This window comes from Microbacterium sp. (genome assembly GCF_049650565.1).
In the GTDB taxonomy this organism is placed as follows: Bacteria; Actinomycetota; Actinomycetes; order Actinomycetales; family Microbacteriaceae; genus Microbacterium.
The window spans coordinates 13,217-34,451 of the sequence record NZ_JBASAK010000031.1; the positions used below are offsets into that span (position 1 = coordinate 13,217).

The window sequence follows — 21,235 nt, forward strand, 5'->3', positions numbered from 1 at the left end:
ACCGGACGGTGCGGCCCCGCTCTCGTGCATCCGGGGGCTCACTGCGCGGGACGGGTGTCCTGCTCCCCCTTGCGCGGCCAGTTCGCGAAAGCGCGCTCGGCGATCGCGGTGATGGTCAGCGACGGGTTCACGCCCGGATTGGCGGGTACGGCCGAGCCGTCCACGACATGCAGACCGGGGTGCCCCCAGACGCGGTTGTACGAATCGACCACGCCGCTCTCGGCGGTCTGGCTGATCACCGCGCCGCCCAGGAAATGCGCGGTCATCGGGATGCCGAACACCTCCGGCCACGATCCGCGCGGCTCCGAGCGCACACCGGTCTCCTGCTGCATCCGCACGGCGATGGCGCTCGCCGCGCGGTGCGCCTGAGGCAGGTACGACGGATTGGGCTCGCCGTGGCCCTGCGCGCTGGTGAGCACGTCACGGCCCAGCCTGCGGCGAAGCGACAGCGTGAGCGAGTTGTCGGCGGTCTGCATGACCAGGGCGATGATGCCGCGCTCACTCCAACGGTGCAGGTTCGCGAGCCTGAACTCACGGATCGGATGCCGCAGCACCCGCCCCGCGAGCGCGCCCAGCCGCCGCAGCAGCGGGCGATCCCCGGGCACCATCACGGTGGCCAGTGCACCCATCAGGTTGGAGCCGGGCCCGTAGCGCACGTTCTCGACGTGCGTGCGGTCATCGACGTGGAAGGAGGTGGTGATGGCCACGCCATGCGCGTACTCGGACGCATCCGGAACCCGCGTCGCGACCGAGCCGTCCAGCGCCTCGGAGTTCGTGCGGGTCAGGCGACCCACCGCATCCGAGATGCGCGGCAACGCGCCCGACGCCTTCATCCGGTGCAGCAGCTGCTGCGTGCCCCAGGTGCCGGCGGCCAGCACCACCTGCTCGGCGCGGATCGTGCGTCGACGCCGCCGGATCCACGCGCCCGAGCGCTGCGCGGTGACCAGGAAGCCGCCGCGCGGGTCCTCGCGCACCTCGACGACAGTCGACAGTGCGTCGATGCGCACCCCGCGCCTCTCGGCGAGGGCGAGGTAGTTCTTCATGAGCGTGTTCTTCGCGCCCACGCGGCAACCCACCATGCAGTTGCCGCACAGCGTGCATCCGGTGCGGGCAGGGCCCTCTCCGTCGAAGAACGGATCGGGGACGGTCACGCCCGGCATGCCGAGGAATACGCCCACCGGCGCGTGCCGGAAAGTGCCGCCGACGCCGAGGTCCTCGGCGGCGCCTGCCATGATCCGCTCCACGGGACCGGTGTGCGGGTAATGCTCCACGACGCCCAGCATCCGCTTCGCGGTGGCGTAGTGCGGCGCGAGCTCGGCCTGCCACGACGTGCCCTGCGGCCACTGCGCGTCCGAGAAGAACGTCGCAGGCGGCTCGTAGAGGGTGTTGGCGTAGTTCAGGGATCCGCCTCCGACACCCGCGCCGGCGAGGATCATCACGTGCGGCAGGCGGTGGATGCGCTGCACGCCGAAGCAGCCCAATGCAGGCGCCCACAGGTATCGCTTGACGTCCCACGAGGTCTTGGCGAAGTCGTCGTCCTCGAACCGCCGCCCCGCCTCCAGCACGCGCACCTGGTAGCCCTTCTCCGCCAGCCTCAGGGCCGCGACGGAACCGCCGAACCCCGATCCCACGATCACGACATCCTCGTCGTACCCGTTCATGCTCCTCGTCCCTCCGGGATCATCATGGTGACGGCGCCCGGACGGATGCCGATCGTGCACTCCCCTGCGCCGACGCGCTCGCCATCGGCGTAGACGACGAGATCCGGCGCGCTGACATGGAGACTCGTGGCACGACGGTGGACCACCTCACGGCGGCCCAGGTGCGTACCGCGGAGCAGCAGCGGGAACACCCGCAGCAGTTTGAGACGGCTGAGCGGCGCGACGTGCACCACGTCGAGTGCGCCATCGTCGGGCGAAGCTCCGATGCAGATGGGCATTCCGCCGCCGTAGCTGGAGGTGTTGCCGACGGCCAGCAGAGTGCCCGGCATCCGCTCGGCGTCCCCGCCGTCGATCGCGACGCGGAAGTCCGTGGGCTTCAGACGCAGCAGTTCGATCACGATGGCGAGATAGTAGCGCAGCAGGCCGCTGGGACGACGGAGCGCGTTGGTGCGCTCGCTGACCTTGGCGTCGAAGCCCAGCGCGGCGACGGTGAGGAACAGTCCGTCATGGCCCTGCGACGAGATGGTGCCGAGGTCGATGCGCCTCGCATGCCCCTTCACCGCAGCGGATGCCGCCCTGCCCGGGTCATCGGTGGGGATGCGGAGCTCCCGTGCCAGGTCGTTGCCGGTGCCCGCGGGGACCAGCGTCACGGGGATGCCCGCGTCGGCCAGCACATCCACGATGCCGGTGAGGGTTCCATCACCGCCGACAACCACGACCCCGTCGGGTCCGTCGATGACGGCCCGGTGCGCGAGGGCGCGGGTCTGCGCAGCCGTCTCGCCGGCGAGCACCGTGAGCCGCGCACCGGTCTCGCGCAGCGCGCGCTCGGCCAGATGACCGACAGCGGCCGCCCTGCCCTTGCCCGCAGACGGGTTGACCAGCAGTGCCAGGCGGAGCTCAGCCATGGTCCGACTCGGCAGGGATGAGCACGCCCGGGTTCATGACGCCCTTCGGGTCGAGTTCGCGCTTGACCGCCCGCAGAATGCGGATGCCGGTCTCGCCGATCTCCTCCGCCAGCCACGGCGCATGGTCGCGACCGATCGCGTGATGATGGGTGATGGTGCCTCCGGCGGCCATGATGGCATCGCTCACGCGATGCTTGACGCCGTCCCAGACGCCGAGCGGGTCGCCCTTGATCCCCGCCAGCACGGTGAAGTACAGCGACGCACCCGTGGGATACACGTGCGACACGTGGGACATCACGAAGCTGCGTGCACCGGCATCCGCGAAGCCGTCCTTCAGGGCTGCGGTCACTGCCGCACGCAGGGTGAGCAGGTTCGACCAGGTGGTGGCGGTCTCCAGCGTCTCGCAGAACACCCCGGCGTCCAGCAGCGCGTCGCGCAGATACGGCCCGTCGAAGCGCGTTCGCGCCCAGTCCTCAGCCGCGCCCTGCCCGCTGCTGGTGCCTCCAGCCTCGGACATCAGAGCCGCGGTGCGCGCGCGGCGGTGATGGGCATCCTCGCCCTCGAACACGGTGACGGCGCTGGCGCCCTTGGCGAGCACCTTGCCGATGCGGCCGATCTGAGCCAGGCTGACGCCGGTCTCCGCTTCGTCGGAGAGGCGGATGACGGTGGGACCGCCGCCGCCCTGCACCACGCTGCGCAGCGCCGCGGCGCCGCTCGCGAAGTCGGGGAAGGTCCAGGACTCGACGATGCGCTCGGCGGGCGTGCGGTGCACGCGCACGCGCACCTCGGTGATCACGCCGAAGGCTCCCTCTGAGCCCAGCAGCAGCCTTACGAGATCCGGGCCGGCCGCCGATCCCGGCGCGCGCCCCAGCTCGAGGTCACCGGTCGGCGTGGCCATGCGGATGCCGGTGACCATCGCGTCGAATCGCCCGTAACCCGCGGAGTTCTGCCCGGAGGAGCGCGCAGCCGCGAATCCGCCGATGGTCGCGTAGCGGAAGCTCTGCGGGTAGTGACCGAGCTCGAAGCCCTGCTCGGCCAGCAGCCGCTCCGCCTCCGGTGCGCGGGTGCCGGCCAGCAGCACCGCCTCGCTGCTGATTCCGTCGAAGCGCACCAGGCCGCTGATCCGCGCGAGGTCGAGTGCGATCACGGCGCGGTGCACGCCGGCATCCGGATCCACTCCGCCGACCACGCTCGTGCCCCCGCCGAACGGGACGACGGCGAGGTTCCGGTCGGCGGCGATTCGCAGGACAGCCGCCACCTGATCGTGCGAGGCGGGCCGCACCACGGCATCCGGTGCCGTCTGCCGCCCGGCGCGTCGACGCAGCAGGTCGGGCGTGGACCTGCCGCCTGCGCGGCGCAGGCGGGTCACGGCGTCGGTGCGCACGTGCTCGGTTCCGACGATTCCGCGCAGCGCGTCGACGTCCTCAGCGGTGAGTCGGGACTCCGCCACCTCGACGTCGTCGATCGCGGGCGCGGGCGCGGGCCTGCGCACCCGTCCCAGCATCAGCGGCAGCAGGGCGCGGACGGCGCGCGGCAGCTCGGTGGCGCGGTCGGGATCACCCCACCCGTCCCACCGCATCTCGGGCGGTTCGACAGCACTGTCGTGTGGCAGCTCCATGCGTTACAGTGTGACACATTATGGAAACTCGTCAAGCACAACCCCGGGCCTGGGATGCCACGCAGCTGCGCATCCTGGATGCCGCCGAGCGGCTGATCGCCCGGCGAGGCGTGGGAGGGCTCGCCGTCGCCGAGCTGGCGCGCGAGGCGGGCGTCTCGCGGCCCACCGTGTACCGCACGTGGGCCGGGGCTGACGAGGTGGTACGCGCGGTGCTGCTGCATCGGGTGCTGGTGCTGCTGCAGGACATTCCGGTCTCCGATTCGCGGGAGCAGATCGTCGACGACGTGATGCGCTTCTCCGCCGCCTTCCGAGCCGATCCGCTGTATGCGGCCCTGTTGGACCGCGAGCCCGAGGTCTTCACGCGATACACGCTGCAGCGCTTCGGCACCAGCCAGAAGGCCATCCTGCAGCGCATGGCGGAGTCCGTAGCCGCTGCGCAGCTCTCCGGCTCCGTGCGAACGGGCCAACCGCAGCACATCGCGGTCATGCTGCTGCTGATCGCGCAGTCCGCGATCCTGTCCCACAGCACGGTCAGCGACCTCATCGACGAGGCGTCGTGGGAGCACGAGCTCCGCGCCGCCCTCGACGGGCTGCTTCGGCCATGACCCCGCACTCCCCTGATCTGAATCCCGCTCGGCGGCGCCTGGAGCTGACGCGCTCCGCCGAGGACGAGGTCGATGTGCTGGTGGTCGGAGGAGGCATCACCGGAGCGGGAGTCGCCTTGGACGCAGCGTCGCGCGGCCTGAGCGTCACGCTGATCGAGGCGCGCGACCTCGCCTTCGGCACCAGCCGCTTCAGCTCCAAGCTCGTGCATGGCGGGCTGCGGTACCTCGCCACCGGCGATTTCGCGACAGCCCGCGAGAGCGCGCAGGAGCGTCACCTGCTCATGACCGCGATCGCCCCTCATCTGATCCGCTCGCTGCCGCAGCTGCTGCCGTTCGTGCCGGGCGTGACGCTCGCTCAGAGATTCGCCGGAGCTGCGGGCATGAGCGTCGGCGACGTGCTGCGGCTGCAGGCCCGCACGTCGCATGTCACCTTGCCGGGGCCTCGCCTGGTCTCGGCCCGCACCGCGCGCCGGATGGTGCCGGCACTGAATCGCGCCGGGCTGCGCGGCGCGATGGTCGGCTACGACGGGCAGCTCATCGACGACGCCAAGCTCGTGATCACGGTCTCGCGCACGGCAGCGAGCCTGGGGGCCCGCATCCTCACGCGCGTGCGCGCCATCAGTCTGAGCGCCCGCGGAGCGGATGCCGAGGATGTGATCACCGGCGGGCGACTGCGCATCCGTGCTCGGAGCGTCATCAACGCCACCGGCGTGTGGGCAGGCACGCTCGACGAGCAGATCAGGCTGCGGCCGAGTCGGGGAACGCACGTCGTGCTGGACGGGGCGGATCTCGGGCATCCGAACGCCGCCCTCACCATCCCCCTGCCCGGATCCATCAGCCGGTACGTGTTCGCCCTGCCGCAGTGGGACGGCCATGTCTATGTCGGTTTGACCGACGAGGATGCCCCCGGCCCGATCCCCGACGTGGCCCGGCCCACCGAGCGCGAGATAGCGTTCCTGCTGGACTCGCTGAACCGCGTACTATCGACGCCGATACGCCGGGACCAGGTGCGTGGAGCGTACGCGGGTCTGCGTCCGCTGGTCGACAGCGGCGACGACAGCACGTCCGACATCTCGCGCAGGCACCTGGTCACGGAATCCGAGGCGGGATTCGTGAATGTGCTGGGTGGCAAGCTCACGACGTACCGGCGCATGGCGCAGGACGCCGTGGATCTGGCCGTGCGAGTGCGGGGGCTGTCGGCGGGCCCCAGCCGGACGGCCTCGCTGCGGCTCGTGGATGCCGTCGTTCCCCCCTCTGATCCGCTGTTCGACGATCTGCCGCTGACGCGTGCAGGCATCGAGTTCGCGGTGCGATCGGAGGGCGCGCTGACGGCGGACGATGTGCTGGACCGTCGCACCCGAGTGGGCCTCGTCGATGCTGATCGTGCACGGGCCCTGCCCATGGCCACCGAGCTGATGACCGCTGTGCTGAGCGAGTTCGACTGACTGCCACTGCTCCCGAGCATTCGCGCAGTAGTATTTGAACATGTTCAGTTCTGACCTCACGCCGAAGGCGGAGCGCACGCGCGCCAGGATCCGGGACGTCGCCATCAGTTCGTTCGTCGAGCGAGGCTACCCCGACACGACCGTCCGGCTCATCGCGGCCGAGGCCGGCGTGTCGGTCGGCAACGCGTACTACTACTTCCCGTCCAAGACGCACCTCGTGCAGGAGCTGTACGAGCAGGTGCAGCAGGAGCATGCCCGCGCCGCCGTACCGCTGCTGGAAGGCGAGAAGGGCCTCGTCGATCGGCTGCGCATCGTCTTCGAGACGGGGCTCTCGGTGCTCGAGCCGTACCAGCGCGTGGCTCCGGGGTTCCTGTCGGCCATGATCGCTCCGGACTCCCCCATCAACCCGCTCGCGCGAGAGTCCTCGCCTGCCCGCGCGATGACCGTGGGGCTGTTCCGGCGCGCCGTCGATGGCGCGGACCACAGGCTGCCGACGGAGATCGCCGAGCGACTCCCGGATGCCGTGTTCGTCGCCTACCTCGGACTCATCCTGCGCTGGACCTACGACGACACCGAGGGACACGCGCGCACGCGCAGACTCCTCGACACCGCGCTGAAGCTTCTGGGAGTCGCCCTGCCGTTCGCGCGCGTGCCCGGGGTGCGAGGCGTCGCCCGCGACCTGCTCGACCAGATCGCCGAGGTGCGAGCATGAGCACGGCGCGGCCGTCGCCGTCGGAACGGGCACCGATGGCGTTCACGTGCGAAGACGTGGGACGCGGGGCGTTCGCCGCCTGGACCACGTTCATGGCCATCCTGCTGGCGGTGATCGCGACATCTGGGCTGCTGGGACGCGCAGATCTCCCGATGACCCTCGTCGGCCTCGGCTACGTCGCGATCATCGGCGGCGTGATCTCTGCCATCGTGACCGTCCTTCTCAGCCCGATCGCCTGGTTGCTCGGATCGCTGCTCCGGAGCATTCGCCAGCTCAGCGTGCACGTCGTCGCCTTCGCCCTGCTGGGCGCGGGGACGGGAGCAGGAGTCCTCCTCCTCAGCGGCACAGACCTCGTGGCGATGATCTTCGCCGGCTGGGCCTGGCCCGTCATCGTGGCGACCACGATCTCGGTCGTCGCCGGATGGGCGTGGGCCGTCCGCCACGCCAGGCGATATCACGCGGACCCCGCAACCGACCGACGCGCCTTGACGCGCACTGACGACGACGCAGCCTTCGAGGACCACGCACTCGAGGACTGAGGTCAGCGCCCCTCGTGGATCGGCAGCTCGATGGCGCCGGTGCTCTCGGTCTGGCGCGCCATGGGCACGCGCCTGCCGAGCACCTGGGCCACGACGTCCTGGGCGATCTTGGAGGCCGTGAGACCGGCATCCGCCAGCACCTGCTCGCGGGTGGCGTGCGAGATGAACTCGTCGGGCACGCCCAGCTCGTCAACCGCGGTGTCGATGCCGGCCTCGCGCAGCACCTGGCGCACTCGGGTGCCGACGCCGCCGACGCGGATGCCGTCCTCCAGGGTGATCACCAGCCGGTGCCGGGCGGCCAGCTCGAGGAGCGACGGCTGCACGGGGATGGCCCAGCGCGGGTCGACGACCGTGGCGCCGATGCCCTGCGCACGCAGGCGCTGCGCGACATCCAGCGCCAGCGAGGCGAACGGGCCGATGCCGACCAGCAGAACATCCTCGGTCTCGTCTCGCACGAGCACGTCGACGCCGTCCGGCATTCGCTCGATGGCAGGGACATCCGCCGCAACCGCCCCCTTGGGATAGCGGATCACGGTCGGTGCGTCGTCGACGGCGATGGCCTCGTCGAGCAGCTCCCGCAGGCGCGTCGCGTCGCGCGGCGCGGCGATGCGGATGCCGGGGACGATCTGCAGCATCGCCAGGTCCCAGATGCCGTGATGGCTGGGGCCGTCGGGTCCGGTGACACCGGAGCGGTCCAGGACGAATGTCACGCCGGCCTTGTGCAGGCCGACATCCATCAGCACCTGGTCGAACGCCCGGTTCATGAACGTCGCGTACATGGCGACGACCGGATGCAGACCGCCGAAGGCGAGACCGGCCGCGGAGGCCACGGCGTGCTGCTCGGCGATGCCCACGTCGTACACGCGATCAGGGTGCCGCTCGGCGAACGGCGCGAGTCCGGTGGGCCGAAGCATGGCGGCGGTGACGCCGATGACGCGCTCATTGCGATCGCCGATCTCCACCAGCGCGTCCGAGAACACCGATGTCCACGACGGGCCCTTGGACGTGGCCAGAGAGTCCCCCGTCTTCGGGTCTATGCGTCCGACGGCATGGAACTGGTCGGCGACGTCGTCGCGGGCGGGCTGATAGCCGCGGCCCTTCTCGGTGATGGCATGCACGATGACCGGGGCGCCATAGCCCTTGGCCAGCTCGAGCGTCTCGATGAGGGCGGGGATGTCGTGTCCATCGACGGGACCGAGGTACTTGATGTCGAGATTGGAATACAGCGCCACGTTGTTCGTGAAGCGTGATAGGAAGCCGTGCGTGCCACCGCGCACCCCGCGGAACAGTGCGCGTCCGAAGGGGCCGAACGCACGGAACACGCGGTCCGACTTCGCGTGCATCTGGCGGTATGCCGCCGCGGTGCGGACACGATTGAGGTAGCGGGACATGCCGCCGATCGTCGGCGCGTACGAGCGGCCGTTGTCGTTGACGACGATGACCAGGTTGCGCCGGTTGTCGTCTGAGATGTTGTTGAGCGCCTCCCACGTCATGCCGCCGGTGAGTGCGCCGTCGCCGACCACCGCGACCACATGCCGGTCTGCCCGGCCGGTGGCCGTCAGCGCACGGGAGACGCCGTCGGCCCAGCTGAGCGAGCTGGAGGCGTGCGAGGACTCCACGACGTCGTGCGCGCTCTCGGACCGCTGCGGGTAGCCTGCCAGGCCGCCGCGTGAGCGCAGCTGCGAGAAGTCCTGCCGGCCGGTGAGCAGCTTGTGCACATAGGACTGGTGACCGGTGTCGAAGATGATCGGATCATCCGGCGAGGAGAACACCCGATGCAGCGCGATGGTGAGTTCGACGACGCCGAGGTTCGGTCCCAGATGCCCGCCGGTGCGGGCGACGTTCTCCACCAGGAATGCTCGGATCTCGGCGGCGAGCTCGGCGAGCTGCTCCGGTGACAGTCGATCGAGGTCTCTCGGCCCCGAGATGCTCGGCAGAATCGGCATCGACGCTCCTCCACGACTCATCCCGTGATCCGCGCGGTGGCGCGAACCTCATCCAGCCATTGTATCGAGCGACCTGAGTGCGGGCAGGGATTCGCGGGCGTTGCGCTGCTGCGGTGAGGAGCGCGAGGGTGCTGCGAGCCCCCGCAGTCGCGCCGCCGGCCTCGCAGCGTGCCGTCGGCCATCACCTGGTGCACCGTGCTGCGACGCCCGGCGATGGTGACAGCCGGCGTGAACGGCGATGGGGTGCCCCCGATCGCAGAAGCGCCCCGCACGGCCGAAGCCGTACGGGGCGCTTCTGCGTTCAGCGTCAGACCAGCGACCGCAGCACGTACTGCAGGATGCCGCCGTGACGGTAGTAGTCCGCCTCACCGGGTGTGTCGATGCGGACGACCGCATCGAACGAGATCGGTTCGCGACCCTCGGCCGAGAACTCGCTCGGCGTTGCGGTGACCTTGACGGTCTTGGGCGTGGTGCCGTTGTTGAGCTCGGTCAGGCCCTCGATCGAGATGATCTCGGTGCCGTCCAGGCCCAGCGACTCCCAGGACTCGCCGGCGGGGAACTGCAGCGGGACGACGCCCATGCCGATCAGGTTCGAGCGGTGGATGCGCTCGAAGCTCTCGGCGATGACCGCCTTGACGCCCAGCAGAGTGGTGCCCTTGGCCGCCCAGTCGCGCGACGAACCGGAGCCGTACTCCTTGCCGCCGAAGACGACCAGCGGCACGCCCTGCGCCTGGTAGTTCTGGCAGGCGTCATAGATGAACGCCTGCGGACCACCGGGCTGGGTGAAGTCGCGGGTGTAGCCGCCCTCGATCTGCTTGCCGTCGTTGACGGCCTTGACCAGGGTGTTCTTCAGGCGGATGTTCGCGAACGTGCCGCGGATCATCACCTCGTGGTTGCCGCGGCGCGAACCGAAGGAGTTGAAGTCCTTGCGCTCGATGCCGTGCTCGGTGAGGTACTGAGCGGCGGGAGTGCCGGGCTTGATGGCGCCGGCGGGCGAGATGTGGTCGGTCGTGACCGAGTCGCCCAGGGCCGCCATCACGCGGGCGCCGGTGATATCGGCGACCGGGGTGAGCTCCATGGTCATGCCGTCGAAGTACGGGGCCTTGCGGACGTACGTCGAGTCGTCGTCCCACTCGAAGATCGGACCGGTGGGCGTGGGCAGGCTCGTCCAGCGCTCGTCGCCGTCGAAGACGGTGGCGTACTGCTTGATGAACTGCTCGCGCGAGATCGACGAGTCGATGATCTCCTGCACCTCGGCCGACGTCGGCCAGATGTCCTTCAGGAAGACGTCGTTGCCCTCGGTGTCCTGGCCCAGCGCGTCGGTGTCGAAGTCGAAGTGCATCGAACCGGCGAGGGCGTAGGCGATCACCAGCGGCGGTGAGGCCAGGTAGTTCATCTTCACGTCCGGGCTGATGCGACCCTCGAAGTTGCGGTTTCCGGAGAGCACCGCGGTGACGGCCAGGTCGTGCTCGTTGACGGCGGCCGAGACCTCATCGATCAGCGGGCCGGAGTTTCCGATGCAGACCGTGCAGCCGTAGCCGACGGTGTAGAACCCGAGACCCTCGAGGTCCTCGTTCAGACCCGACTTCTCGTAGTAGTCGGTGACGACCTTGGATCCCGGAGCCAGCGTGGTCTTCACCCACGGCTTCTGCTTCAGGCCCTTCTTCAGGGCCTTGCGCGCCACCAGGCCCGCGGCCACCATGACCGACGGGTTGGAGGTGTTGGTGCAGGACGTGATGGCGGCGAGGGTGACCGCGCCGTTGTCGAGGAGGTACTTCTCGCCCGCGGGGGTGGTCACCGGCACCGGCTTGGAGGCGTTGGCCGGAGCGCCGCTGCTGATGTGCACCCGGCGGGTGACCGGGTTCTCCTCGCCGGGGACCTGGCCCGGGTCGGATGCCGGGAACGAGTGCTTCGACTCGAGGTCGGCGAGCTCGTCGGTGGTGCACGGCGTGGCGTAGTTGAGGATGTCCTTCTCGAACTGCGACTTGGCCTCGGAGAGCAGGATGCGGTCCTGCGGGCGCTTCGGGCCGGCGATCGAGGGGACGACCGTGCCGAGGTCGAGCTCCATGTACTCGCTGTACACGGGCTCGTCGGCGGCGTCGTGCCACATTCCCTGGGCCTTGGCGTACGCCTCGACGAGGGCGACTGCCTCGTCGGTGCGGCCGGTCAGACGCAGGTAGTCGAGGGTGACGTCGTCGACGGGGAAGATCGCGGCCGTGGAGCCGAACTCCGGCGACATGTTGCCGATGGTGGCGCGGTTGGCCAGCGGCACGGCCGCGACGCCCGCACCGTAGAACTCGACGAACTTGCCGACCACGCCGTGCTGCCGCAGCATGTCGGTGATCGTGAGCACCACGTCGGTGGCGGTGACGCCGGAGGGGATCTCCCCGGTGAGCTTGAAGCCCACCACACGCGGGATCAGCATGGAGACGGGCTGGCCCAGCATGGCCGCCTCGGCCTCGATGCCGCCGACGCCCCAGCCCAGTACGCCCAGGCCGTTGACCATCGTGGTGTGCGAGTCGGTGCCCACCAGCGTGTCGGGGTACGCGCGCAGCACCCCGTCGACGGTGCGGTCGTAGACGACCTTGGCCAGGTGCTCGATGTTGACCTGGTGGACGATGCCGGTCCCCGGCGGGACGACCTTGAAGTCGTCGAAAGCGGTCTGACCCCAGCGGAGGAACTGGTAACGCTCTCCGTTGCGCTGGTACTCGATCTCGACGTTGCGCTGCAGGGCGTTCTCGGCGCCGAAGAGCTCGGCGATCACGGAGTGGTCGATGACCATCTCAGCGGGCGAGAGCGGGTTGATCTTGTTCGGGTCGCCGCCGAGGTCGGTGACGGCCTCGCGCATGGTGGCGAGGTCGACGATGCAGGGCACGCCGGTGAAGTCCTGCATGAGGACGCGCGCCGGCGTGAACTGGATCTCGGTGTTGGGCTCCGCAGTGGGATCCCACGAGCCGAGCGCCTCGATCTGCGACTTCGTGACGTTCTTGCCGTCCTCGGTGCGCAGCTGGTTCTCGAGCAGAACCTTCAGGCTGTAAGGAAGCTTCTCGTGACCGGCAACCGTGTCGATCCGGAAGATCTCGTAGTCGGTACTGCCGACCGTCAGGGTGCTCTTCGCACCGAAGCTGTTCACCGTGGACACGTATCCGTCTCCTTCTGTTCTGATGGGAGCGACAGGCGACTCCATCTTGCTCGCCAAGGCCACGCGGAGGCTAGCAAGGCTCGCCTTACCAGTCTGCGCCGCTCGACGTCCGGGCGAAAGCCCGAGATTTATCTTGATGTCAAGATAAATCTAGCAGAGGAACAGGGCCGCTGCTCACTCGGCGCGCGGGTAGAGCGCGCGCACCACCAGCCAGGTCACCGCCACCATCGGGGCGAACAGCGGAAGCCCCATGATGAGCTTCAGCGTGCCCAGCAGAGTGACCTGGTCGGTCAGATACAACGGCAGCTGCACGCCCAAGCGGGCGAAGAACAGCACCCCCCATGCGATGCCCAGCCAGAAGAAGGCTCGGCGCTTGCGTCGGTCTGCCCGCCAGGCCGTGCCGTCCCCCATCAGGAACCCGACGGCCAGACCGATCAGGGACCAGCCGACCAGCGCCGCGATGATCATGGCCGAGCCGTAGAGCGCATTGGTGATGAGCCCGGGCACGAAGTTGTCCGCACCGCGACCGGTCCACAATGCGAGCCCGGCTGCGGCACCGGCGGCGACCAGGCCGCCGAGGGCGGCCGACGGCGGCGACTTCTGCACCAGCCGCACCACGGTGAACACCGCGGCCAGCCCCACCGACGCGCCCAGGGAGAGCAGCAGCGGCTCCGGGCGCAGCGTGAACAGCACCACGAACGCCAGGCTGGGCAGGACCGACTCGAGGATGCCGCGCCAGCCGCCCATCGCGCTCCAGACCACGGTCTGAGTGCGCTCGCCGCCGTCGGAGCTCAGCCCCGCACGCCTCGCGGCGCCGCTCAGTGCGGCCCCGATCAGCTCCGCGGCGGTCGGCTCCGCAGCATCCGCTCCGGTGCCCGCATCGGCGTGCGCGGGCGATTCGGCATCGGCACGCGACTGCTCGTCGTCGGGTCGGCTCACGCCGCGCCCGGAGTGGAGGGCATCTTCAGCGGGATGAGATCGCGCGGGGGCATCGGAGAGCCGCCGCGGACCACGACGATGGAGCGGAACAGATCCTCGACCTGCTCGGCGGCGGCGGGATCGGATGCCGCCTCGCCGCCGATCACGCCACGGAGGAACCACCGGGGCCCATCGACGCCGATGAAGCGCGCCAGGCGCATGCCCGATCCCTCGGCGGCCGTCATCGGCACCTCGGCGAGCAGCTCACGGCCCAATGCGCCCTCGCGCTCCTCGACGCGGCCGCCCTGGGTGCGGATCTGGTCGCGCAGCTGCACCCGGGTCTCCTCCCACAGCCCCCGCCTGCGCGGTGCGGCGAAGGGCTGCACCTGCAGGGACGAGTTCGCGTAGTCCAGGCCCACGGCCACGATGCGCTTGGTCTGCTCCTCGACCTCCAGGCGAAGGTTCAGACCCTCGCGGGGCAGAACCTTGATGCCACCGAGGTCGATGTACGGGCGAACCGGGTTCGCCTCGGTGTCGTCGAACGGCCCCGCGGTGGCCCGGTCCTCCGGCGCCGACTTCAGCGTGGGCGTGGGTTCGATCTCTTCAGTCATTCGCTCTTTCCCTGGGTGTAGCCGGTGGATCCGAACCCGCCTTCGCCGCGGATGCTTTCCGGCAGCGCCTCGACGGGTTCGAAGCGCACCTGGATCACGGGCATCACGATCAGCTGCGCGATGCGATCACCGACCGCCACATCGTACGCGTCCTTGCTATCGGTGTTCAGCAGGCTCACCTTGATCTCGCCGCGGTACCCCGCATCCACGGTGCCGGGCGAGTTGACGATCGTGATGCCGTGCTTGGCCGCCAGGCCGCTGCGCGGCACGACGAAAGCCGCATAGCCCTCGGGCAGCGCGATGCGCACGCCCGTGCCGACGAGGGCCCGCTCCCCCGGCTCCAGCCGCACGGCCTCGGTGGAGACCAGGTCGGCGCCGGCGTCGCCCGGATTGGCGTACTGCGGCACCTGTGCGGCGATAATGGGGACGGCAACGGAATGAGTCACCCCATGAGGCTAATGCAGAACACACCCCTGGAAACACGCGACGTCCATCGCGAGCGACTGTCCCCGAGTCTGTGGATGCTGATCACCATCGCCCTGATGGGTCCGATGGCCTCCCTGGTCTTCCTGCCGGTCGCCTCCAGCGTCGCCGGCATCATCGGGGCCGCGGTGTCACTGGTGCTGGTGGCCGCCGGCATCCTGCTCGCCCCGGTCGTGCGGGTCAACGGCACGACCCTGTACGCCGGACGCGCGCACATCGACGCGCGGTGGCTGGGCGAGCCCGAGCACTTCACCGCTCAGGATGCCCGCGACCGGCGCGGCCGCGACATCGCGCATGACGGCTGGCACCTGATCCGCGGCGGCATCGACGGCCTGGTGGTCGTGCCGATCACCGATCCTGCCGACCCGATGAGGTCGTGGACCATCTCCACGCGCATGCCAGACCGACTCGCCGCGGCCATCCGCACAGCGCGCGCCGCAGCAGCAGCAGCCGACCACTGACGCCGAGCACAGAACGCGCCCCGTGCCGAATCGGCCGGGGCGCGTGGTGCGTCTCGAGGTGCGTCAGGCGGCGCACTCCTTGCAGATGGGACCCTCGGGGCCCTCGTGGTCCAGCTGCGAGCGGTGCTTCACGAGGAAGCAGCTCATACAGGTGAACTCGTCCTGCTGCGCCGGGAGAACGACGACAACGTCCTCCACGTCGGAGAGATCGGCCCCGGGGAGGTCGAAAGGCGTGGGGTTGTCGGAATCCTCGACATCGCCTGCGCCGGACTTGCTGTTCGGCACGCGTTCCTTGAGGGCTTCGATCGACTCGGAGTCGTCGTCGCTCTTGCGGGGCGCGTCGTAGTCGGTTGCCATGTGGTGCATCTCCACTTCCGTGGTACGAGTGGGTTTGGGGGGGAGCTGATTCGGGTGTTCAGCGGGCGTCAGTTTGCACGACCGGGAGCAATTTCGCAAATGCTTTCAAGCTCTGCCGGGAAAACTCACGGCGCGCCCACGGTATTCCCGCCCCTCCACAGGTGGTCATGACACCATGAACGCACACCCATCAGAGGGGCATCGGTATGGAAAACGTCACCATCGTCGGAACAGAAGCGGGAGTCCTCGTCCTCGCCACCGAGTCCGGGCAGCGGTTCGCGCTGCCCATCGACGACATGCTGCACCGCGAGGTTCGTCGAGCGACCCGTGAGGCCGAGCCCGTGGTGGCACGACTGGCCGCGAGCCCCCGTGACATCCAGGCGCAGATCCGCGCGGGACTGTCCGCCGCGGAGGTCGCCGCCCTGCTGGGTGTCAGCGAAGAGGATGTCGCACGCTTCGAGGGTCCGGTGCTCGCCGAGCGCGAGCACATCGTCGACCAGGCGCTGGCCGTCCCCGTGCTCATCGGCAGCGAGGTGGAGCCGGATGCGCAGCCCACCTTCGGCGCGGCCGTACGCGCCAAACTCGCCGACCTGCACGCCTCGGACGAGCGCTGGGTCAGCTGGAAGGACGAGTCCGGCTGGACCGTGAAGCTCGAGTTCACCGCGGCCGAGGTGGAGCACGACGCGCGCTGGAGCTTCGATCCCCGCCGCAGCACGCTGTCTCCGATCAATGCGGATGCCACGCAGCTTTCGCGCCAGGGCTCGTTGCCCGAGGGGCTCATCCCCCGCCTGCGCGCCGTCGACACCGAGCGGGTCTCCCCGTACAAGGACGACAGCCGTTTCGACTCCGGCGCGTTCGGGCCGCGGCTGCTGCCCGATCCCGAGGAACCCGCTCCGGAGGTCGCCGTCGTCTTCGAGCAGCCCGAGCACTCCAGCGCCGCCGTCCAGGAGGCCGCGGCACGGCGCGCGCCTGAGGAGAGCCACCCCGGCGCCGAGACCGCCGATCTGCTGGAGGCGCTGCGCCGCCGCCGCGGGCAGCGCGAGACCGCTCCGCTGTTCGACGCAGAGGAGCACGACGAGAACGACGAGTCGTCTCCGATCGCGCTCTTCGATGCGCTCGAGGAGGAGAGCGACCCCGCGCCCACGCCGCCGGAGCCGGAGCCCGCAGAGTCCGCATCCGGTCGGCGCAAGCGCCGCAGCGCACTGCCCAGCTGGGACGAGATCGTCTTCGGCGCCCGCACCGACGAGTAGGGACTCACTGAGTCTCCGGGCACAAGAATCTGGGTGCCGAGTCCGTCGAAGGGGCGTTCCTCAGCGTGCGAAGGCGCCCATCCTGATCAACGGCACGCGCCACTCGTCCGGCGTCAGCGCGCCGTGCTGGCCGACCATGCCGCGACCCCGCTGATCGGCGGCCTCGGCGTCGTACAGGGCCCGGTTGGAGTGCGCCACGGCGAGGATGTCGCCGACGCGCTCGCGCGCCGCATCCGTCACCATCGGCCCGAACAGCCCCGAACCGACGGCCTCGGTCCTGCTGATGACGTCGGCGAAGCCCTCCAGATCCCGGCGCCAGCGGGCCAGGATCGCGCCCGCATCAGCATCGGGCTCGGTGTAGACGTGCAGCATCCGCGGCTCGCCGCCGATGTGCCGGATGCCGTCGTGCCAGCCGCCGGCCGCGTCCAGCATCAGCTGTCGATGCGCGGGCACATCGACCATCCCGTGATCGGCGGTGACGACCACGCCCACGCCGTCGGGCACGCGGCGGCTGAGGGCCGCATCGATGTCCTCCAGCGCCGCCGTCCACGCTGCAGAGTCGACGCCGTGCTTGTGGCCGGCCTTGTCGGCCTCGGGCAGGTAGCAGTACACCAGGGCGCCATCGTGGGCATCAGCCAGCTCCCACGCCAACTCCACGCGATCCGCCGGTGACCCCGCCGCGCGGAACTCCGCGCCGCGCAGCGTCGCACGGGTCAGGCCCGAGTTCGCGTACTCGGAGATGCCCACCGCGAAGGTGGGATGCCCGGCATCCGATGCCTGCTCGAAGATCGTCGGCGCCGCCTGCCAGGTGTACGGATCGACGCCGGCCGTCTCCCACTCCCGCAGCTGATTGACCAGCACGTCGCGCTGCGGATGCCGCACCCGGTAGCCGACCATGCCGTGCTCCCCCGGGGTGACGCCGGTCAGCAGTGTCGTCAACGCCGCGGCCGTGGTCGTCGGGAAGACCGAGCCCGCGACGTCCTTCTTCCCCATCGCACCGTTCAGCGTGCGGGCATGCCCGCCATGTGCGCGCAGCGAGATGGCACCCACGCCGTCCATGACCACCAGGACCGTCGATCGGGCGCCGCGCAGGTCACCGGGCGCACCGCGCAGGGCCGCGAGCAGCTGGGGCGCCACCCCGGCGATGCTCCGGGTCTGATCGGGGCTGGACGGTAGCATGAGAGGCATCCGGGTCAGTCTTTCACAGGCGTCCCGCCGCGCCGCATCCGGGCGCTGTCGCGAGTCCACCCCGAGCGTCCAGCAGGAAGTCCATGCCAAAGCCCTCGTCATCCGAGCCCGTCCAGGAGCGCATCCAGGACATCGACCTCTCCCAGGAGATGCAGGGCTCATATCTGGAGTACGCGTACTCGGTCATCTACTCGCGGGCGCTTCCGGACGCGCGCGACGGGCTCAAGCCCGTGCAGCGACGCATCCTGTACCAGATGGCCGAGATGGGGCTGCGCCCCGACCGCGGTCACGTCAAGAGCGCCCGCGTCGTCGGCGAGGTGATGGGAAAGCTGCACCCGCACGGCGACTCCGCCATCTACGACGCGCTGGTGCGCCTGGCGCAGGACTTCGCGCTGCGCGTGCCGCTGGTCGACGGGCACGGCAACTTCGGCTCTCTGGATGACGGCCCCGCCGCCTCCCGCTACACCGAGGCGCGGCTGGCGGCATCCGCTCTGGCCATGACGGAGAACCTCGACGAGGACGTCGTCGACTTCGTCCCCAACTACGACGGCCAGTTCCAGCAGCCCGCGGTTCTCTCGGCGGCGTTCCCGAACCTGCTCGTCAACGGCGCCAGCGGCATCGCGGTCGGCATGGCGACGAACATGGCCCCGCACAACCTCAACGAGGTCATCGCCGCAGCGACGCATCTGCTGGAGAACCCCGACGCCACCACGGCCGAGCTCATGGAGTTCGTGCCGGGGCCGGACTTCCCCTCCGGCGGCATCCTGATGGGCCTGGACGGCGTGAAGGAGGCCTACGAGACCGGGCGCGGCGCGTTCAAGCTGCGTGCCAAGACCTCGATCGAGTCGCTGGGACCGCGCAAGACCGGGATCGTCGTGACCGAGCTGCCGTACCAGGTGGGCCCGGAGCGGGTGATCGAGAAGCTCAAGGATGCTGTCAACGCGAAGAAGCTGCAGGGCATCAGCAACGTGCACGACCTCACCGACCGCAAGAACGGCCTGCGGCTTGTCATCCACGTCAAGACCGGCTTCGATCCGGCCGCGGTCCTGGAGCAGCTGTTCCGGTACACGCCGCTGGAGGATTCGTTCTCCATCAACAACGTCGCGCTCGTCGAGGGCCAGCCGCGCACCCTGGGCCTGAAGGAACTGCTGCGGGTGTACCTGCAGCACCGCATCGGCGTCATCGAGCGACGCAGCCGCTTCCGCCTGGCGCGTCGCAACGAGCGGCTGCACCTGGTGCGCGGCCTGCTGCTGGCCATCCTGGACATCGACGAGGTCATCCAGGTGATCCGCTCGTCGGACGACTCCGAGACCGCCCGCACGCGCCTGCAGCAGGTGTTCGAGCTCGACGAGGTGCAGGCCGAGTACATCCTCGAGCTGCGCCTGCGCCGGTTGACCAAGTTCTCGCGAGTCGAGCTGGAGACCGAGCGCGACAGGCTGCTGGCCGAGATCGCCGAACTGGAGAAGCTGCTGAGCGACCCCGCGCTGGTGCGGGCGCAGGTCGCACTGGAGCTGGATCACGTCGCCGCGACCTTCGGCACGCCGCGGCGCACGCTGCTGCTGAACGCCGCTCCCCCGAAGGCCCGCACGGCGAAGACCGCTGCCGAGCTGCAGATCGCCGACGCGCCCACGACCGTGTTGCTGTCGACGACCGGTCGCGCCGTGCGCGTGGACCTGGAGGCGGATGCCGTGATCACGACACCCGCACGGCGCAGCAAGCACGACGCCATCCAGGCGACGCTGTCCACGACCACACGCAGCGAGGTCGGGGCCGTGACCAGCACGGGCCGCGTGCTGCGGTTCACGCCGGTCGACATCCCTGCCGTTCCCGCCACCTCGGTCGGGCTGGGCGCCGGGGTGCGCATTCACGACTATCTCGGGCTGACCGACCGGAGCGAGCGAGTGCTCGCGCTGATCCGCTTCGACGACGACACGCCGTTGGCGCTGGGCACCCGGGACGGCGTGGTCAAGCGCATCGTCCCGTCGGCGCTGGCCGTCCGCCCCGAACTGGAGATCATCGGCCTGAAGCCGAAGGACGTCGTCGTGGGCGCAGCTCCGGCATCCGACGACGCGGAACTGGTCTTCGTCACGTCCGACGCGCATCTGCTGCACTTCCCCGCCGCGAACGTGCGCCCGCAGGGCGCGCCCGCCGGTGGCATGGCAGGAATCAAGCTTGGCTCGGGCGCGGAGGTCATCTCGTTCACCGTCGTGGCATCCGCGCAGGACGCCGAGGTCGTCACCGTGTCTGGTTCTGGCGGGATGCTGGCGGGAGCGGATGCCGGACGCGCGAAGGTCTCGTCGTTCGCGGAGTTCCCCGGCAAGGGACGCGCCACCGGCGGCGTGCGCGCGCACGCGTTCCTGAAGGGCGAGGACCGGCTGACTCTGGCCTGGGTGGGCGTGGAGCCCCGCGCCATCGGCTCCGACGGCGCCACCCGCAGACTGCCCGAGCCCGGCGCCAAGCGCGACGCCTCCGGCCAGCCCCTCGACGCCGTCATCGGCTCCATCGGCACGACCATCGGCTGACCCGGCGCTTCCTGTGACGAGGTCGCCGAGCCTGTCGAAGCGTCGCCGGCCTCAGGAACTGGGTCGCTGAGCCTGTCGAAGCGTCGCCGACCCCATGAACGAGGTCGCCGAGCCTGTCGAAGCGTCGCTGACCTAAGGACTGGGTCGTTGAGCTTGCTGACGCGTCACCGGTCGTAACCCATTGGGGAACAGATGTGACACTGGACTCATGCCACCGGTCGGATCAGCGAGCACGCGCCTCATCGTGTTGCGAGGAGACTCCGGCTCGGGCAAGACCACCACGGCCGCCGCGCTTCGTCCTCTCCTCGGAGACAAGACAGCGCTCATCCACCAGGACCACTTCCGTCGAGAGCTTCTCGCCGGCTCTGATAAGCTGTCGCGTTCAGCCGATGCCGCCGCTCTCATCGACACTGCTGGACGTCAGGCTCTCGACCTCGGTTACGACGTCATCCTCGATGGAATATTCAACCTGCGCGACTACGCGGAGCTTCTTGAGAAACTCTGGCACGACCACGTCGGTATCACCCGCGTCTACCAGTTCGACGTGGGGTTCGATGAGACTGTCAGACGCCACGGGACGCGCGAGCTGCGCCATGCCTTCACTCCCGAGGACATGCGTCGCTGGCACGACGGCTGGCAGCCTCTTACGTTCATCGAAGAGAGCAGGATCGGCCCCGAGGAGACGCTCCCGCAGATCGTCGAGCGCATTGTGGCCGATCTGAACTCGTGACTCTCATTCCTAGGCCGCCGCGCCGCGAGCGAAGCGTCGCCATCTGGTTCACTGGGTGCCTCGTTTCTGGGTCGCTGAGCCTGTCGAAGCGCCGCCCGACCCGAGAAACTGGGTCGCTGAACCCTTCAAAGCGTCGCCAGCC

18 protein-coding genes are annotated in these 21,235 nt (G+C 69.6%); 8 read left to right on the forward strand and 10 right to left on the reverse strand.

All coding sequences use genetic code 11. The features are described 5' to 3' along the window. Positions 1-38 precede the first annotated feature (38 nt). From WA967_RS05570 to WA967_RS05580, 3 genes are read right to left on the reverse strand one after another with little or no spacing between them, the layout of a single operon-like run. On the reverse strand, positions 39-1,661 hold the full coding sequence (locus tag WA967_RS05570) for a GMC oxidoreductase (protein ID WP_424419896.1): 1,623 nt from the start codon (positions 1,659-1,661) through the stop codon (positions 39-41). Further along, a complete protein-coding gene (locus tag WA967_RS05575; protein ID WP_424419897.1) occupies positions 1,658-2,566 on the reverse strand; it encodes a diacylglycerol kinase family protein in 909 nt (302 codons plus the stop codon). The genes WA967_RS05570 and WA967_RS05575 overlap by 4 nt, the downstream gene beginning before the upstream one ends. Next, positions 2,559-4,184: an FAD-binding oxidoreductase gene (locus WA967_RS05580; protein WP_424419898.1), complete on the reverse strand. Its 1,626-nt coding sequence runs from the start codon at positions 4,182-4,184 to the stop codon at positions 2,559-2,561. The genes WA967_RS05575 and WA967_RS05580 overlap by 8 nt, the downstream gene beginning before the upstream one ends. Before the next feature lie 20 nt (positions 4,185-4,204). Here WA967_RS05580 and WA967_RS05585 point away from each other — a divergent pair, with 20 nt between their 5' ends. The 4 genes from WA967_RS05585 to WA967_RS05600 are packed head-to-tail and all read left to right on the forward strand — an operon-like array spanning position 4,205 to position 7,485. Beyond that, positions 4,205-4,789: a helix-turn-helix domain-containing protein gene (locus tag WA967_RS05585; protein WP_424419899.1), complete on the forward strand. Its 585-nt coding sequence runs from the start codon at positions 4,205-4,207 to the stop codon at positions 4,787-4,789. Further along, a complete protein-coding gene (locus WA967_RS05590) occupies positions 4,786-6,234 on the forward strand; it encodes an FAD-dependent oxidoreductase (protein ID WP_424419900.1) in 1,449 nt (482 codons plus the stop codon). The genes WA967_RS05585 and WA967_RS05590 overlap by 4 nt, the downstream gene beginning before the upstream one ends. Before the next feature lie 40 nt (positions 6,235-6,274). Beyond that, a complete protein-coding gene (locus WA967_RS05595; RefSeq protein ID WP_424419901.1) occupies positions 6,275-6,946 on the forward strand; it encodes a TetR/AcrR family transcriptional regulator in 672 nt (223 codons plus the stop codon). Then, positions 6,943-7,485, forward strand: coding sequence for a hypothetical protein (locus tag WA967_RS05600; protein WP_424419903.1), 543 nt, complete (start codon positions 6,943-6,945; stop codon positions 7,483-7,485). The genes WA967_RS05595 and WA967_RS05600 overlap by 4 nt, the downstream gene beginning before the upstream one ends. Positions 7,486-7,487: 2 nt before the next feature. On the opposite strand, the gene dxs is transcribed toward WA967_RS05600, so the two are convergent. The 5 genes from dxs to dut all read right to left on the reverse strand — a co-directional run bounded on the left by dxs (position 7,488) and on the right by dut (position 14,548). Then, complete coding sequence (gene dxs, locus WA967_RS05605; RefSeq protein WP_424419905.1) at positions 7,488-9,431, reverse strand: 1-deoxy-D-xylulose-5-phosphate synthase; 1,944 nt, start codon at positions 9,429-9,431, stop codon at positions 7,488-7,490. Between the two features lie 307 nt (positions 9,432-9,738). Beyond that, positions 9,739-12,618, reverse strand: coding sequence for an aconitate hydratase AcnA (gene acnA / locus WA967_RS05610; protein ID WP_424419939.1), 2,880 nt, complete (start codon positions 12,616-12,618; stop codon positions 9,739-9,741). A gap of 129 nt (positions 12,619-12,747) precedes the next feature. Next, positions 12,748-13,512: a DUF3159 domain-containing protein gene (locus tag WA967_RS05615; RefSeq protein WP_424419907.1), complete on the reverse strand. Its 765-nt coding sequence runs from the start codon at positions 13,510-13,512 to the stop codon at positions 12,748-12,750. Then, positions 13,509-14,102 carry a DUF3710 domain-containing protein gene (locus tag WA967_RS05620; RefSeq protein ID WP_424419909.1) on the reverse strand — a complete coding sequence of 198 codons (594 nt, stop codon included), beginning with the start codon at positions 14,100-14,102 and terminating at the stop codon, positions 13,509-13,511. Before WA967_RS05620 ends, WA967_RS05615 begins: the two co-directional genes overlap by 4 nt. Next, complete coding sequence (gene dut / locus WA967_RS05625) at positions 14,099-14,548, reverse strand: dUTP diphosphatase (protein ID WP_424419911.1); 450 nt, start codon at positions 14,546-14,548, stop codon at positions 14,099-14,101. The genes WA967_RS05620 and dut overlap by 4 nt, the downstream gene beginning before the upstream one ends. A 12-nt stretch (positions 14,549-14,560) precedes the next feature. Between dut and WA967_RS05630 the strand changes: the two genes are divergently transcribed. Further along, the gene (locus tag WA967_RS05630) at positions 14,561-15,046 is read left to right on the forward strand and encodes a DUF3093 family protein (RefSeq protein WP_424419941.1); all 486 of its coding nucleotides are present in this window, start codon (positions 14,561-14,563) and stop codon (positions 15,044-15,046) included. Between the two features lie 63 nt (positions 15,047-15,109). Here the strand turns inward: WA967_RS05630 and WA967_RS05635 are convergent, their stop codons facing one another. Beyond that, the gene (locus WA967_RS05635) at positions 15,110-15,403 is read right to left on the reverse strand and encodes a DUF4193 domain-containing protein (RefSeq protein ID WP_424419913.1); all 294 of its coding nucleotides are present in this window, start codon (positions 15,401-15,403) and stop codon (positions 15,110-15,112) included. 206 nt (positions 15,404-15,609) lie between these two features. Between WA967_RS05635 and sepH the strand changes: the two genes are divergently transcribed. Beyond that, on the forward strand, positions 15,610-16,653 hold the full coding sequence (gene sepH / locus WA967_RS05640; protein WP_424419915.1) for a septation protein SepH: 1,044 nt from the start codon (positions 15,610-15,612) through the stop codon (positions 16,651-16,653). Between the two features lie 60 nt (positions 16,654-16,713). On the opposite strand, the gene WA967_RS05645 is transcribed toward sepH, so the two are convergent. Next, positions 16,714-17,841, reverse strand: a complete 1,128-nt coding sequence (locus WA967_RS05645; protein ID WP_424419917.1) for an alkaline phosphatase family protein — start codon at positions 17,839-17,841, stop codon at positions 16,714-16,716. A gap of 83 nt (positions 17,842-17,924) precedes the next feature. On the opposite strand from WA967_RS05645, the gene WA967_RS05650 reads away from it, so the two are divergent. Continuing rightward, positions 17,925-20,363: a DNA gyrase/topoisomerase IV subunit A gene (locus WA967_RS05650; RefSeq protein ID WP_424419919.1), complete on the forward strand. Its 2,439-nt coding sequence runs from the start codon at positions 17,925-17,927 to the stop codon at positions 20,361-20,363. Between the two features lie 208 nt (positions 20,364-20,571). Continuing rightward, complete coding sequence (locus WA967_RS05655; protein ID WP_424419921.1) at positions 20,572-21,093, forward strand: AAA family ATPase; 522 nt, start codon at positions 20,572-20,574, stop codon at positions 21,091-21,093. Positions 21,094-21,235 lie beyond the last annotated feature (142 nt).

What these genes read in the sequence shown, in the direction of transcription:
- WA967_RS05590 (WP_424419900.1), top strand. Translation starts at nt 4,786, where the DNA reads ATGACCCCGCACTCCCCTGATCTGAATCCCGCTCGGCGGCGCCTGGAG.
- WA967_RS05595 (WP_424419901.1), top strand. Translation starts at nt 6,275, where the DNA reads ATGTTCAGTTCTGACCTCACGCCGAAGGCGGAGCGCACGCGCGCCAGG.
- WA967_RS05570 (WP_424419896.1), bottom strand. Translation starts at nt 1,661, where the DNA reads ATGAACGGGTACGACGAGGATGTCGTGATCGTGGGATCGGGGTTCGGC.
- WA967_RS05580 (WP_424419898.1), bottom strand. Translation starts at nt 4,184, where the DNA reads ATGGAGCTGCCACACGACAGTGCTGTCGAACCGCCCGAGATGCGGTGG.
- WA967_RS05630 (WP_424419941.1), top strand. Translation starts at nt 14,561, where the DNA reads ATGCAGAACACACCCCTGGAAACACGCGACGTCCATCGCGAGCGACTG.
- WA967_RS05650 (WP_424419919.1), top strand. Translation starts at nt 17,925, where the DNA reads ATGCCAAAGCCCTCGTCATCCGAGCCCGTCCAGGAGCGCATCCAGGAC.
- WA967_RS05585 (WP_424419899.1), top strand. Translation starts at nt 4,205, where the DNA reads ATGGAAACTCGTCAAGCACAACCCCGGGCCTGGGATGCCACGCAGCTG.
- acnA (WP_424419939.1), bottom strand. Translation starts at nt 12,618, where the DNA reads ATGGAGTCGCCTGTCGCTCCCATCAGAACAGAAGGAGACGGATACGTG.
- WA967_RS05620 (WP_424419909.1), bottom strand. Translation starts at nt 14,102, where the DNA reads ATGACTGAAGAGATCGAACCCACGCCCACGCTGAAGTCGGCGCCGGAG.
- WA967_RS05645 (WP_424419917.1), bottom strand. Translation starts at nt 17,841, where the DNA reads ATGCCTCTCATGCTACCGTCCAGCCCCGATCAGACCCGGAGCATCGCC.
- sepH (WP_424419915.1), top strand. Translation starts at nt 15,610, where the DNA reads ATGGAAAACGTCACCATCGTCGGAACAGAAGCGGGAGTCCTCGTCCTC.
- WA967_RS05575 (WP_424419897.1), bottom strand. Translation starts at nt 2,566, where the DNA reads ATGGCTGAGCTCCGCCTGGCACTGCTGGTCAACCCGTCTGCGGGCAAG.
- WA967_RS05655 (WP_424419921.1), top strand. Translation starts at nt 20,572, where the DNA reads ATGCCACCGGTCGGATCAGCGAGCACGCGCCTCATCGTGTTGCGAGGA.
- dxs (WP_424419905.1), bottom strand. Translation starts at nt 9,431, where the DNA reads ATGCCGATTCTGCCGAGCATCTCGGGGCCGAGAGACCTCGATCGACTG.
- WA967_RS05600 (WP_424419903.1), top strand. Translation starts at nt 6,943, where the DNA reads ATGAGCACGGCGCGGCCGTCGCCGTCGGAACGGGCACCGATGGCGTTC.
- WA967_RS05635 (WP_424419913.1), bottom strand. Translation starts at nt 15,403, where the DNA reads ATGGCAACCGACTACGACGCGCCCCGCAAGAGCGACGACGACTCCGAG.